We start from the raw sequence: 13,801 nt of genomic DNA, 5'->3' as shown, positions 1-13,801 counted from the left end.
CAAATGAAAGCATTGATCACCGGCGCGTCCTCGGGCATCGGGCGCGAGATCGCCCGGCTGCTGTCGGCGCGCGGTTATGACCTGATTTTGTGTGCGCGGCGCGAGGACCGGCTGCGGCAGCTCGCGGCCGAGCTGCCGACCATGTGCCACATCATCGCGGCGGACGTATCGGACGAAAAGGAATGCCGCCTGCTGTACGAGGCGGCGCGCGGGGACGACCTGGAGGTCGTCGTCAACAACGCGGGGTTCGGCCTGTTCGGCACGTTTGCCGAGACCGATCTGGACGACGAGCTGCGCATGATCGACCTGAACATCCGCGCGGTGCACATTCTGACCAAGCTGGCCGTGCAGGATTTTGCAAAGCGCGGGCACGGCTATGTGCTCAACGTCGCGTCCAGCGCGGGCTTTCTGCCGGGGCCGCTCATGGCGACCTATTACGCGACCAAAAACTACGTCCTGCGGCTGACCGAGGCCATCCGCGAGGAGCTGCGGCGCGCGGGCAGCGGGGTCAAGGTGTGCGCGCTGTGTCCTGGGCCGGTGGATACCGAGTTCAACAAAGTCGCGGGCGTAAGTTTTGCGCTCGGTGGCCTGACCGCGCAGCGCGTGGCGCGTGCGGCGGTGGACGGCCTGTTCGCGGGCAAGGGGATTGTTGTGCCGGGCGCTGCGATGAAAGCGATGACGCTGGCGCGGCATTTTGCGCCGGACAGCCTGCTCGCGCGCGTGACCTATCACTTCCAGCATAAGAAGGGCGGCGCATGACCGGGCAGGAGATCCGGCGTACGCTGCAGCGCGAGTTCGTGCGCACGCTGCGTAAACCGTTTGTGGACGCGGTAAAGCAATACCGGCTGGTGCAGCCGGGGGATACCGTCGCGGTTTGCATTTCGGGCGGCAAGGACTCCATGCTGCTGGCGTTGCTGATGCAGGATTTGCAGCGGACGGTGGGTTTTTCGCTCCGCTTTCTGGCGATGGACCCGGGCTATACGCCGGAAGGCCGCGCGCGGCTGGAGGATAACGCCGCGAAGCTTGGTCTGCCGCTCGAAATCTTTGACACCAATGTGCTGCGCGTTGCAGGCAATCACGCGGCCGGGCATCCGTGTTTTCTGTGCGCCAAGATGCGGCGCGGGCATCTGTATACCGAAGCGCAAAAGCGCGGCTGCAACAAGATTGCGCTCGGCCATCACTACGACGACGCGGTTGAGACCGTGCTGATGGGGCTGATTTACGGCGGGCAGGTGCAGGCTATGCTGCCGCGCCTTGCCGCCAAAAACTATGCGGGAATGGAGCTGATCCGTCCGCTCTACCATGTGCGCGAGCGCAATGTGCAGGCGTGGGCGGATTTCTGCGGGCTGGACTTTGCCTCCTGCGACTGCCCGGCAAAGCAGCTCGAGGGCGACACCAAGCGCGCGGCGGTCAAGGCGCTGATCGCGTCGCTTGCGGCGGAAAACCCGCAGATCGAGGCGAATATCTTAAACGCCGTCAAAAATGTGGATACTGGGAAGCTGCTCGGCTGGCGGGATGAAAACGGACGCCACAGCTTCCTCGACCGGCTGGAGAAATAAGAAAAAAGCGGAAAACCCATCGGGTTTTTCGCTTTTTTTGCGTTATTCGGTTTTGATATACAGCATGCGGATCGAGTTGAGCACGCACAGCATCGCGACGCCCGAGTCCGCGAACACCGCCAGCCACATGGACGCAATGCCGGCAAGACCGAGCACCATAACAAGCAGCTTGATGCCCAGCGCGAACGCGATGTTCTGATGCGAGATGCGCCGCGCGCCGCGCGCGATCTGCACGGAAGCCGGGATGGAGGACAGGTCGGCGTTCATGAACACCACGTCGGCGGCTTCGATCGCCGCGTCTGCGCCGCTGCCCATCGCCGCGCCCACATCCGCGCCCGCCAGTACGGGGGCGTCGTTGATGCCGTCGCCGACGAACATCACCGCGCCATGCTTTTCGCGCAGCTCGGTGAGCGCGGTCAGTTTGTCCTCAGGCAGCAGCCGCGCGCGCACTTCGTGGATGCCCAGCTCGTGCGCGACCGCGTCCGCGGTCTCCTGCGCGTCGCCGGTCAGCATGGCGGTGGTCAGACCCTGCGCCTGCATGCGGTCCATGGCCTGTTTGGCGTCCGCCTTGACCGTGTCCGCGATCACGATATGGCCGAGCAGCTGTCCGTCCCGCGCGAGCAGCACTTCGGTGCTGCCGGGCGTGCCGGCAAAGCCTGCCAGGTCGATGCCGTGCCGCTCGAGCAGCTTGCGGTTGCCGCACAGCACGGTTTTGCCGTCGATGACGGCTTCGACGCCCTCGCCCGCCTGTTCGCGGATGCTGTCCGCCGCTGGATAGTCGGTCTGGCAGGCGGCGAGGATGGATTTCGCGATCGGATGGGTGGACGCGGATTCACAGGCTGCCGCAAGCCGCAGCAGCTCGACCGCTTCCAGATTGGCGCCCGCCGCGGGCACGACCTGCTGCACCGCGAAATTGCCGCGGGTGATCGTGCCGGTCTTGTCCATGACGATGGTTTTCACGTCGCTGAGCGCTTCGAGCGACACGCCGCCCTTGAACAGGATGCCGCGCTTGGAACCGGCGCCGATGCCCGCAAAATAGGTCAGCGGCACGCTCAAAACCAGCGCACACGGGCAGGAAATGACAAGAAAGGTCAGCGCGGTGTACACCCAATGGCCCCAGTTGCCCGTGATGATGCCGGGGACGAGCGCGGTCAGCGCCGCGATCGCGACGACAGCGGGGGTGTACACGCGCGAAAAGCGCGTGATGAAGCGGTCGATCTTGGGCTTGCGCGCGGCAGCGTTCTCCACGCTGTCCAGAATGCGCTGCACCATGCTCTCGGCCAGCACATGGGTGACGCGCAGCCGAAGCACGCCGTCCGTGTTGACGCAGCCGGACAGCGCGCGGTCGCCGGGCGCGACGCGCACCGGCACGGGTTCGCCCGTGATGGCGGCGGTGTCCAGACGGCTGACGCCTTCGATGACCACGCCGTCGAGCGGGATGCGGTCGCCCGGGCGGACGAGCAGAACGTCATCGATCTGCGCATCGCCCGCGGGAATGGTCTGGGTGCTGCCGTCCGGCAGGACGAGGCTGACCGTTTCCGGCCGCAGATCGACCGCCTGCATGATCTGGCGGCGCGAGCGCTCGACCGCGCGGTCCTCAAAGTATTCGCCGATGCGGTAGAACAGCATGACGCCGACCGCTTCGTCGGCCGCGCCGATCGCCCATGCGCCGATGGTTGCCAGCGACATCAGGAAGTTTTCGTCGAACACGCGGCCTTTGCCGATGTTGCGCACGGCGATCAGCAGCACGCGCCAGCCGAGCAGCAGATACGCCGCCAGCATGGCGACGATCTGCGGCACGCCGTCCAGCACCAGCTCGCCGAGCAGGAACAGTGCCGCGCCGACCAGCAGCTCGGCCAGCGTGTGGCCGCCGGCCTCTTCCTCGTCCTCCTCGGGCGCGATGACCTTGGTCGCGCTCTCGATCGAGGTGCAGATCTCGCGGATGCGGGGCAGCAGCGCGTCCGGATCGTCGCCGGTCACGCGCAGCTGACGGGTTTCAAACACCAGCGTGCAGTCGTGCACGCCGTCCAGACGGCTGATCTGGTACTGCATTTCGGCGGCGCAGTGCGCGCAGCCCAGATTTTGCAGCGTGTAAACGCGCTGTTTGCCGTGCTTGTGGGACGCGTGCGCGTGCGCCTCGTGGGCGTGTTCATGGTGTTCGTGGTGGTGCTCATGGCCGCAGCCGCAGGCATCCTCGTGGTGATGCTTATGGTGGTGCTCGTGGCCACAGCCGCAGTCGTCCTCATGGTGATGCTCGTGGTGATGCTCGTGACCGCAGCCGCAGGCATCTTCGTGATGGTGCTCGTGGTGATGATCGTGGCCGCAGGTACAAGCCTCGTCGTGGTGGTGTTCATGACCACAGCCACAGTCATCTGCATGATGATGCTCGTGGGGATGATGATGCTCATGTTCACAGCCGCAAGACGCGGAGTGGGAATGTTCTGCGTGATTTTCAGTATTTTCCGCATGTATATGGGGATGCGGTGTGTTTTCGGCCGCAGCCGCAGCCGCGCCGGATCGCTCGAATGCCATAGAGACGGCCTCCTGCTCTATATATGAATGATTGCTCATATGTTCATACATTCATATTATGACGCAGGAGGGGTTTTGTCAATACGCAAATCGGGAAAAGATGCACAAAAGAAAAAGCCGTCAATTGACGGCTTTTTGACTGGTTTTGTCCGGCAGCTGCGCCAGAATGATGGCGGCAAACATCAGCACGCAGCCCAGGATCTCGCGGCTGGACAGCGTCTGATGCAGGATGATCCAACCCGCCAGCACGGAAATCACGGATTCCAGGCTCATGATGAGCGACGCGACGGTCGGGTTCATGCCGCGCTGGCCGATGATTTGCAGCGTATAGGCCGCGCCCGAGGACAGCGCGCCTGCGTACAGAATCGGCTTCCACGCGGCGAGCAGTGCGCTCAGGCTGGGGTGTTCGAACAGCAGCATGCCCGCGCCCGCGATGATCGCGCACACGAAAAACTGGATGCAGGACATCTTGACGCCGTCGGTCAGCGGCGAAAAATGGTCGATCACCAGAATATGGACCGAAAACAGGATCGCGCAGATGAAGGTGAGCAGATCGCCGAGGTTGATGCTCAGCCCGTCGGTTAGGCACAGGAAATACAGGCCGACGACCGCGAGCGCCACGCCGCACCAGACCAGCTTGCCGCACCGGCGGCCAAGCAGCAGGCCGAGCAGCGGGACGATCAGGATGTAGCAGGCGGTGAGAAAGCCGGATTTGCCGACCGTGGTGTACAGCAGGCCGATTTGCTGGAGAATGCTTGCAAAGCAGAGCGCCGCGCCGCAGCACACGCCGCCGAGCAGCAGCGTTTTGCGGGCCTGCCGCTTCTTTTCCGCGTTTTCGGGCGCGGGCAAGGGGGCGTTTTTGTGCAGCACCGCCACGACAGGCAGCAGCACGATGCCGCCGATGACGCTGCGCGCGAACAGGAAGGTGAACGGGCCGACATAGTCCATGCCGACGCTTTGCGCCACGAACGCCACGCCCCAGATGGTGGCGGTGAGCAGCAGGATCAGGGAGTTTCGGATTTTCAAGGCGGAAACGCTCCTTTGCGGGGAATTTGCAGCACGCATAAAAAAACGAACCGCTTGCAGGCGGTTCGCTTTTTGTGGAGCTGCTGACCGGATTTGAACCGGTGACCTCATCCTTACCAAGGATGCACTCTACCTACTGAGCTACAGCAGCAAAATGGCAGGGGCAGTAGGGATCGAACCCACGGCACTCGGTTTTGGAGACCGATGCTCTACCAGCTGAGCTATACCCCTGTATGGCTCCTCAAGTTGGACTCGAACCAACGACCCTGCGGTTAACAGCCGCATGCTCTACCAACTGAGCTATTGAGGAATGTACAATGTTTGCTGGTATCAAACTGTAAACATCTATTGCAGTTAGCCTAACTATTATAGCGCGCAAATCAAAAAGTTGTCAAGAGAAAAAACAAAGAAAATTCGGAAAATTTCGTAAAAAACCGCTGGCCCGTCTGCGGCGGACAGGGGGCGTCCGCCGCAGACGACCGGGGGAGGTCATTCCGCCAGACGGTAAATGGCGAGGATTGCGTCCTTGTCAAGCGGCGTATAGCTCTTGACCGGACCTTTCACGGTGCGCATGGTGTTTTCCGCGAGGGTGTCGTAATCGGCGGGCTTGATGCCGAGCTGCGACAGATGCACCGGCATGCCGATCTCCTCGAAAAAGCGCTTCATGGTCAGCAGACCCTCGCGCGCGGTGCGCTCGGGGCAGGCAAAATCCATCTCCACGCCGAACACGCGGTTTGCCAGCTGGGCGAAACGCGGGATGTCGTTCTTCATTTCATACATGGCCCACGCCGGGAACAGCACGGACAGGCCCGCGCCGTGCGCGATCTCGTCGCGGAAGGCGCTCAGCTCATGCTCGAGCTTGTGCACCGGGAACAGGCGCTTGCGGCCGCAGCCGGTGTAATCGTTGTGGGACACGCTGCCCGCCCACATGAGCGTGGCGCGCGCTTCGTAGTCGTTGGGGTTGGCGATGGCGCGGCGGCCGGCGTCGCGCGTTGCGATCAGCAGGCCTTCGGCGATGCGGTCGGTGATGTCGCTTTCGCCGCCCTCCGGGGTCAGATAGCGCTCCAGCGTGTGCATCATGATATCCACGATGCCGCAGCCGGTCTGGAACTTGGACACGGTGAACGTGTTTTCCGGATCGAGGAAGCTGATGCGCGGGCGGTTGGTCTGGCTGGTGATGCCGCGCTTTTCCTTGGTCTCTTCGTTGGTCAGCACGCACGAGTTGCTGGTTTCCGAACCGGAAGCCGCGAGCGTCAGCACCGTGCCGACGGGCAGGGTCTGGTCGGGCGCCGTACCGGTCGAGGCGAATTCCCACGGATCGCGTCCCGTGGCAACGCCCATGCCGATGCCCTTGGCCGAGTCGATGACCGAGCCGCCGCCGACGGCGAGGATAAAGTCGATCCCCTCGCGCTGGCACAGCGCAATGCCCTTGCGCACCATGGACACCTTGGGGTTGGGCTCGACGCCGCCCAGTTCAATAAAGGATAGGCCGGCATGGAACAGGCTTTGTTCCACGCGGTCGAGCAGGCCGGATGAGCGCGCGCTTGCGCCCCCGAAATGCACCAGCACGCGGTGCGCGCCGATCTCCTTGAGTTTCGGGCCGATTTGCTCTTCGATCCCGCGGCCAAAGACGACCTCAGTGGTGGTATGGATGGTAAAATTCAGCATAGCGGCGACATCCTGCCCTTCTTTTTGGAATGAGTTAACTCTATTATACCTGTACCCTTGCAAAAAGTCAAAAAATTAGATAGAATATTAAAACAGGCATCAAGGAATAAATTGCATCTTTTGGAAAGAGGTTTTGTCCTTTTGTTTTATGATTATTCCGCCCTGCAGTGGCTGTTGATTTTTTACCTGTACTGCGTGCTGGGCTGGTGTTTTGAATCCGCGGTCGTGTCCGTGCAGCAGCGGCATTTTGTCAACCGCGGCTTTCTGCGCGGGCCGATGCTGCCGATCTACGGCTTCGGGGCGACGATTCTGCTGCATGTTTCACTGCCGCTGTATGACCGGCCGATCGAATTGTTCCTCGCGAGCATGGTCGCGGCGACGGTATTTGAGTATGTCGTCGGGGTCGTGATGGAAAAGCTGTTCAAGGTCAAATACTGGGACTATTCCACCCATCGGTTTCAGTTTCAGGGACGGATCTGCCTGCAATCCTCGCTGTGCTGGGGCTTCCTCGGGCTGATCCTCGCTCGGGCGATCCACCCGCCGGTCGAGGCCATTGTGGTGTGGATGCCCTTCCCGCTGCTGGTTGTGGTGGATATCCTGTGGTCGGCTGCGTTCATTGGCGACGTTGCGGTGTCCGTGCGCACGGCACTCGATCTCGCCCGTATGCTGGAGGAACTCGACAAGCTGCGCGAGCAGAGCGCGGAGCTGCGGCAGCAGCTGTCCGAGACCGCTTTGGTGCATCTGACCCGGCTGTCCTACCGCGTGGACGAAGCGCGCGGCGAGTGGTCGGAAAAGATGGACGACGCGCGCGAGCAGTTTACCGAGCGTGTGGATGACGCCCGCGAACAGTTCACCGAGCGCGTGGGCGACGCGCGCGAGCAGCTGGCCGACGCGAAGGAGCAGATCCTTGTGCGGCTGGACGAACTGCAAAACCGCTTCGACGAGCAGGCGGCGAACCTCGGCCGCATCCGCAAGAGCATGCTGCGCGGCAACCCGACAGCCCGGTCGGCACGGTATGACGCCGTGCTCCAGCGCCTGAAAAAGCGCATTGACACGCGCCGTCATGGTTAAAACTACACAAAATGCACAAAATGATGCAAAAAGGCAGCGTTCTCTGCGCGCGTTTCGTCAGTTTTTCGCTTGCTAAAATGCGCGTTTCAGGTGTATATTAATAGTACCCGGAGAACCTATCGTTTTAGTGGTGTATCCGTAACTCGTATATCCCCTTTTTGGAGAGAAAGGCTTGATATAAAATGAAAAGATTTGTTTACGCGGACAATGCGGCGACGACCCCGCTGTCCGAAACCGCATTTAACGCAATGAAGCCGTGGCTGACCGAATACTACGGCAACCCGTCCTCGCTGTACCGCATCGGCCGCGAGGCCAAGATGGCGCTCAACGAGGCGCGCACGACGGTCGGCAAGTGCCTGAACGCGGCCATGCCGGTCAATGAGGCGAACGACTACGCCCCGGGCGAGATCATCTTCACCGGCGGCGGTTCGCAGGCGGACAACCTCGCCATCCGCGGCTTTATGCACGGCCCGACGGCGAAGGGACGCAAGCACCTGATCACGTCCAAGATCGAGCACCACGCGGTGCTGTACACCTGCGAAGCGCTCGAAAAAGAGGGCTACCGCGTGACCTATCTGGACGTGGACAAGCAGGGCCATGTCGATCTGGAGCAGCTGAAGAACGCCCTCTCTGAGGATACCGCGCTGGTTTCCGTCATGGCGGCCAACAACGAGATCGGCACCATCCAGCCGCTGAAGGAGATCGCAGCGCTCGCCCATTCGGTTGGCGCGAAGTTCCACACGGACGCGGTGCAGGCGGTCGGCCACATGCACATCGACGTGCAGGAAATGGGCATTGATATGCTGTCGCTGTCTGCGCACAAGTTCCGCGGCCCGCGCGGCGTCGGCGTGCTGTATGTCAAGAAGGGCATCGCACTTGAGCCGCTGGTGTACGGCGGCGGTCAGGAGCGCGGCCTGTGCTCGGGCACCGAGAACACCGCGGGCTGCATCGGTCTTGCGGCGGCCATGAAGGAAGCCGTCGAGGGCTTGGATGAAAAGATGGGCTATGTGGGGCGCCTGACCGACAAGCTGGTCAAGGGCGTGATGGAAAAGGTGCCGTATACGCACTACACCGGCGACCCGGTGAACCGTCTGCCGGGCACGGCGTCGTTCGTGTTCGAGGCGATTGAGGGCGAGGGCCTGATCCTGATGCTGGACAACATGGGCATCTGCGGTTCGACCGGTTCGGCCTGCTCGACCGGCTCGCTCGACCCGTCCCACGTTCTGATGGCGATCGGCCTGCCACACGAGATCGCGCACGGTTCGCTGCGCCTGACGCTCGGCGAGCAGAACACCGAGGAAGAAGTCGATTACATCATCGACACCGTCGCGCAGGTGGTTTCCACCCTGCGTTCGATGAGCCCGGTGTGGGAGAACGGCAAGCCCAATCTGACGGCAGCAAGTGAGCTGCACGCGCACTGAGTCTAAGGGGGATTCCATCCCCCTTAGATACGAAAAAAGTTCCGGGAGAAACTTTTTTCGATAACCCCCTCGCCTTTGCACGGCAAAGGCGGCCGCGCTACGAAGGCGCGGGCAGTGGTGTCAAAATCCGGCAAAGCCGGACTTTGACAGGGAATTGGATGCAGACGCTGCGGCGTCTGCACATGACTGAGATTTTTGTTAAGGGAGAAATCTACTATGCAATACAGCGAAAAGGTACTCGACCACTTCACCCATCCCCGCAATGTGGGCGAGATTGAGGACGCCAACGGCGTCGGCGAGGTCGGCAACGCCAAGTGCGGCGATATCATGAAGATTTACCTCAAGGTGTCGGACGACGGCATCATCGAGGATGTCAAGTTCAAGACCTTCGGCTGCGGCGCGGCGATCGCGACCAGCTCGATGGCGACCGAGATGGTCAAGGGCAAGAGCCTGGAAGAGGCGCTCAAGCTGACCAACAAGGCGGTTGCGGAAGCGCTGGACGGTCTGCCGCCGGTCAAGATGCACTGCTCGGTGCTCGCGGAAGAAGCGCTGCGCTCGGCCATCGCGGATTACTACAAGCGCATGGGCAAGGACCCGACCGAGATCCTCGGCTGCGACATGGACTGCGCCGCTTGCCACCACGAGCATGATGCCGAGCACGCGCAGTAAAATGGGTGCGAAGCACCCGCGCGTGCGAGTTCGCGCGGCGGCGAGCGATTTTCGAGCGAGCCGTAAAAACGTGCCAGTGGCACGTTTTTAGCGTGCGGGGTGCATGAACTGAAAAGAAATAACTAACGCAAATTCGTGCATTGTGTTTTAATAATGCGCATACAATGAGGGCAGATTGCAAAATCTGCCCTTTTGGCGTCTCCGGAGGAGGGTGACAGCCTGGCATGACGGAAATTACAAAAAGTATAACTTACCTAAATGAATACAAATCGTTAAAGGAAGCGGTGCGGCAGGGCAAAACGCCCGTGCTGGCGGTCGGCCTGTCCGCCATCCACAAGGCGCACCTCGCGGCGGCGCTTGGGCTGGATACCGGCCGCCCGGTGTGCGTGCTGACCGACGACGACACCGCGGCGGCGCGGTTTGCACTCGATCTGCACGGCTTTGCCGAGCGCGATGTGCTCACCTTGCCCGCGCGCGAGCTGGTGATGGCAGATGTGGTCGGTGTGTCGCGCGGCTACGAGCAAAAGCGCCTTGCCGTATTGGACGCATTGCCGGATGCCGCCTTTTCGGTCGCGTCCGTGCAGGCGGCCGTGCAGCGCACGCTGCCGCCCGACGCGCTGCAAAGCGCGGTGGTGCAGCTCGCCGTCGGACAAACCGTGCCGCTGGACACGCTTACCCAGCAGCTGACCCGCGCGGGCTATGAGCGCTGTGTGCAGGTCGAGGGCATGGGACAGTTCTCGGTGCGCGGCGGCATTCTGGACGTGTTCCCGCCGCAGGCGGCGAACCCGTATCGTGTGGAGTTCTGGGACGATGAGATCGACTCGATCGCGACCTTTGACGTCGGCAGCCAGCGGCGGCTGGAAAACGCCGACACGCTGCGCTGCCTGCCTTGCATGGAAACCCTGCCGCATCTTGCGCCGGGCGGCGCGAAGGGGCTGGCCAAGGCCGTACGCGGCCTGCTGAGCACCCGCAAAAAGAAGCATGCCGACCTCGCTTCGCACATCGAGCGCGACGCCGAGCGGCTGGAAGAGACCGGAACGCTGCCCGCGGCGGACAAATACCTGCCGCTGGTGTATCCGGAGATGGCGACCGCGCTCGATTACCTGCCGGAAAACGCGATCGTGCTCATCGAGGATACGCCGCGCCTGCGCGACGCCGCGCGCGACTTTGTCTCGCGCATCGCGGACGACGTGACCGCGCTGCTCGAGCGCGGCGAGATCGCGCCCGGGCTGGACGGCTATGCGCTCGACTTTGCCGCGCTCTGCGGGACAAAGCGCACGATTGTGCGGCTGGACAGTTTCCTCAACAACGTTCCCGAGCTGGCGCCGCAGCATTTGGAGAATTTCGTCGCCAACCAGATGAACGCCTACGGCGGCAATCTGGATATGGCGGCGGCCGATATCCGCGGCTATACGCAGCAGGGACGCGCGGTGGCCGTGCTGTGCGGCAGTGAATTGCGCTGCCGCAACATGTGCGATGCGCTGACCGAGGCCGGGCTGACCGCGACGGTCAGCGACCTGCTGCCCAAAGGCGGGCAGGTCTGCGTCATGGAGGGCACGCTGTCCGCGGGCTTCGAGTACCCCGACCTCGGTCTGGTGGTTATCACCGAGGGACAGGTGCTGGCGCGGCGCAAAAAGACGCAGGTCAAGAAGTCCAATCGCGACCGCGTCAAGTCCTACACCGACCTGACGCCGGGCGACCTCGTCGTGCACGAGCACCACGGCATCGGCCGCTTTGTCGGCATGGAGCGCATGACCGTGGACGGCGCGGAGCGCGATTTCATCAAGATCGCGTTTGCGGGCACGGATTTTCTGTATGTCCCCGCGACCAGTCTGGACCTCATCAGCAAATATATCGGCGGCGGCGAACCGGAAAAGGTGCGCCTGAACAAGCTTGGCGGCGCAGACTGGTCGCGCTCCAAGGCACGCGCCAAGGCGGCGGCCAAGGAGCTGGCCGAAGGCCTCATCAAGCTGTATGCTGAGCGCGCGAAAGTGAAGGGTTTTGCCTTCCCGCCAGACGACGCATGGCAGCGCGAGTTTGAGGAAGCCTTCCCCTATGAGGAGACCGACGACCAGCTGCGCTGCATCGCGGAGATCAAGATGGACATGGAATCCGACCGGCCGATGGACCGTCTGTTGTGCGGCGACGTCGGCTTCGGCAAAACCGAGGTCGCGCTGCGCGCGGTGATGAAGTGCGTGCTCGCGGGCAAACAGGCGGCCATCCTCGTGCCGACCACCGTGCTGGCACGTCAGCATTATCTGACCGCCTTGCAGCGCTTTCAGGGGCATCCGGTTACGATCGAGCTGCTCACGCGCTACAAAACCGGCTCGGAACAGACCCAGCTGCTCAAAAAGCTGGAAGCCGGCTCGATCGATATTGTGATCGGTACGCACAAGCTGTTTAACAAAAAGATCAAGTTCAAGGATTTGGGACTGCTCGTCGTGGACGAGGAGCAGCGCTTCGGCGTCAGCCACAAGGAGACGCTCAAGGAGCTTTCCAAGACGGTGGACGTGCTGACGCTGTCCGCGACCCCGATTCCGCGCACACTCAACATGGCGCTGTCCGGCATCCGGGACATGTCCTCGATCGAGGAACCGCCGCTCGACCGCCATCCGGTGCAGACCTTTGTGCTCGAGCAGAACGACGGCGTGCTGCTCGACGCCATTCGGCGCGAACTGGCGCGTGGCGGGCAGGTGTATTACCTGCACAACCGCGTGGAATCCATCGAGCGGTGCGCAAATCTGTTGCAGCAGCGGCTGCCGGACGCGCGCATCGGCATCGTGCACGGCAAGATGACGCAGAAGGAGATCGCCGCCGCGATGAACGCGATGGCGGACGGCGAGACCGATATTCTGGTCTGCACGACCATCATCGAGACCGGCATCGACATCCCGAACGCGAACACGCTCATCATCGAGAACGCAGACAACATGGGCCTTGCGCAGCTGCACCAGATCCGCGGGCGTGTCGGCCGGTCGAGCCGCCACGCCTACGCCTACCTGTGTTATCGGCGCGGCAAGGCGCTTTCCGAGATCGCGCAAAAGCGCCTGTCGGCCATCCGCGAGTTCGCGGCCTTCGGCTCGGGCTTCAAGATCGCGATGCGCGACCTCGAGATCCGCGGCGCGGGCAACGTCCTCGGCCCGGAGCAGTCCGGCCACATGATGAGCGTCGGCTACGACCTGTACCTCAAGCTGCTCGAAGAGGCCGTGCAGGAGGAAAAGGGCGAGACTCCCAAGCCGCGCGTGGACTGCGCGGCCGAGCTGCTGCTTTCGGCCAACCTGCCGTCCGATTATGTGCCGGACGCGGGCCAGCGCGTCGATCTCTATCGCCGCATCGCGCTCATCCGCACCGAGGAGCAGAAGAGCGACATGCTCGACGAGCTGATCGACCGCTTCGGCGAGCCACCGAAGGAAGCAATCGCGCTGCTGGATATCGCGCTGCTGCGCAGCCGCGCGAGCGAGCAGGGCATCTCGGAGATCAAGGAGCAGGACGGCCGCCTGCTGCTTACCTTTGCGGAAACCGACTTTGCGCGCCTGTCCGCCCTGTGCGGCGACGCGGAGTTCCGCGGACGGCTGCTGCTCAACGCGGGCTCGACGCCCTATCTGTCGCTGCGGCTCAATAAGGGCGAAGCGCCGCTTTCGATGGCGGAAACGCTGGTTGCCAAGTACGCCGGCACCGCCGCTTGACTTTTATCGGAAAGATTGCTATACTGGCACTGTAATAATGAAACGTATGCAAAGACGCGGGAAAAGTAACCGTTTTTCAGGCGCGCCCAAGAGAGAAGCCCCTCGGCTGCAAGGGCTTTGCGCGCTGCGCGGCGAAGTGCGCCCGTCGAGCATCGGGGTCAAACGCCCC

Annotated in this window: 9 protein-coding genes and 3 tRNA genes; 6 read left to right on the top strand and 6 right to left on the bottom strand. The window is 62.5% G+C overall.

Translation table 11 applies throughout. From position 1 onward, the window contains the following. The first annotated feature begins 3 nt into the window (after positions 1–3). Entirely contained in the window at positions 4–759 is a 756-nt protein-coding gene (locus EJL02_RS05690; RefSeq protein WP_125115438.1) for an SDR family NAD(P)-dependent oxidoreductase, read from the top strand. Beyond that, a complete protein-coding gene (locus EJL02_RS05685; RefSeq protein ID WP_125115437.1) occupies positions 756–1,559 on the top strand; it encodes a tRNA lysidine(34) synthetase in 804 nt (267 codons plus the stop codon). Before EJL02_RS05690 ends, EJL02_RS05685 begins: the two co-directional genes overlap by 4 nt. A gap of 42 nt (positions 1,560–1,601) precedes the next feature. On the opposite strand, the gene EJL02_RS05680 is transcribed toward EJL02_RS05685, so the two are convergent. The 6 genes from EJL02_RS05680 to EJL02_RS05655 all read right to left on the bottom strand — a co-directional run bounded on the left by EJL02_RS05680 (position 1,602) and on the right by EJL02_RS05655 (position 6,785). Next, positions 1,602–4,091, bottom strand: coding sequence for a heavy metal translocating P-type ATPase (locus EJL02_RS05680; protein WP_125115436.1), 2,490 nt, complete (start codon positions 4,089–4,091; stop codon positions 1,602–1,604). Between the two features lie 120 nt (positions 4,092–4,211). Next, a complete protein-coding gene (locus tag EJL02_RS05675) occupies positions 4,212–5,156 on the bottom strand; it encodes a DMT family transporter (protein ID WP_125115435.1) in 945 nt (314 codons plus the stop codon). 36 nt (positions 5,157–5,192) lie between these two features. Further along, a tRNA-Thr gene (locus EJL02_RS05670) sits at positions 5,193–5,268 on the bottom strand. A gap of 4 nt (positions 5,269–5,272) precedes the next feature. Beyond that, positions 5,273–5,348, bottom strand: a tRNA-Trp gene (locus EJL02_RS05665). Positions 5,349–5,351: 3 nt separating this feature from the next. Further along, positions 5,352–5,427: transfer RNA gene (locus EJL02_RS05660), tRNA-Asn, on the bottom strand. 179 nt (positions 5,428–5,606) lie between these two features. Continuing rightward, entirely contained in the window at positions 5,607–6,785 is a 1,179-nt protein-coding gene (locus tag EJL02_RS05655) for an iron-containing alcohol dehydrogenase (RefSeq protein WP_125115434.1), read from the bottom strand. 141 nt (positions 6,786–6,926) lie between these two features. Between EJL02_RS05655 and EJL02_RS05650 the strand changes: the two genes are divergently transcribed. The 4 genes from EJL02_RS05650 to mfd all read left to right on the top strand — a co-directional run bounded on the left by EJL02_RS05650 (position 6,927) and on the right by mfd (position 13,632). Then, positions 6,927–7,856: a putative ABC transporter permease gene (locus EJL02_RS05650; protein ID WP_164510304.1), complete on the top strand. Its 930-nt coding sequence runs from the start codon at positions 6,927–6,929 to the stop codon at positions 7,854–7,856. A gap of 182 nt (positions 7,857–8,038) precedes the next feature. After that, entirely contained in the window at positions 8,039–9,277 is a 1,239-nt protein-coding gene (locus tag EJL02_RS05645; RefSeq protein ID WP_125115432.1) for a cysteine desulfurase family protein, read from the top strand. A gap of 216 nt (positions 9,278–9,493) precedes the next feature. Beyond that, positions 9,494–9,946 carry a Fe-S cluster assembly scaffold protein NifU gene (gene nifU / locus EJL02_RS05640; RefSeq protein WP_125115431.1) on the top strand — a complete coding sequence of 151 codons (453 nt, stop codon included), beginning with the start codon at positions 9,494–9,496 and terminating at the stop codon, positions 9,944–9,946. 224 nt (positions 9,947–10,170) lie between these two features. Beyond that, positions 10,171–13,632, top strand: a complete 3,462-nt coding sequence (mfd, locus tag EJL02_RS05635) for a transcription-repair coupling factor (RefSeq protein ID WP_125115430.1) — start codon at positions 10,171–10,173, stop codon at positions 13,630–13,632. Positions 13,633–13,801: the final 169 nt, after the last annotated feature.

It is taken from the genome of Agathobaculum sp. Marseille-P7918, assembly GCF_900625105.1.
GTDB lineage: Bacteria > Bacillota > Clostridia > Oscillospirales > Butyricicoccaceae > Agathobaculum.
The sequence above is the reverse complement of the archived record's forward strand: the minus strand, read 5'-3'. Positions and strand labels throughout refer to the sequence as shown.

Bases quoted from the DNA above. Each gene is read 5' to 3' on its own strand.
- EJL02_RS05690 (WP_125115438.1), top strand. From the start codon at position 4: ATGAAAGCATTGATCACCGGCGCGTCCTCGGGCATCGGGCGCGAGATC.
- EJL02_RS05685 (WP_125115437.1), top strand. From the start codon at position 756: ATGACCGGGCAGGAGATCCGGCGTACGCTGCAGCGCGAGTTCGTGCGC.
- EJL02_RS05680 (WP_125115436.1), bottom strand. From the start codon at position 4,091: ATGGCATTCGAGCGATCCGGCGCGGCTGCGGCTGCGGCCGAAAACACA.
- EJL02_RS05675 (WP_125115435.1), bottom strand. From the start codon at position 5,156: ATGCGTGCTGCAAATTCCCCGCAAAGGAGCGTTTCCGCCTTGAAAATC.
- EJL02_RS05655 (WP_125115434.1), bottom strand. From the start codon at position 6,785: ATGCTGAATTTTACCATCCATACCACCACTGAGGTCGTCTTTGGCCGC.
- EJL02_RS05645 (WP_125115432.1), top strand. From the start codon at position 8,039: ATGAAAAGATTTGTTTACGCGGACAATGCGGCGACGACCCCGCTGTCC.
- nifU (WP_125115431.1), top strand. From the start codon at position 9,494: ATGCAATACAGCGAAAAGGTACTCGACCACTTCACCCATCCCCGCAAT.
- mfd (WP_125115430.1), top strand. From the start codon at position 10,171: ATGACGGAAATTACAAAAAGTATAACTTACCTAAATGAATACAAATCG.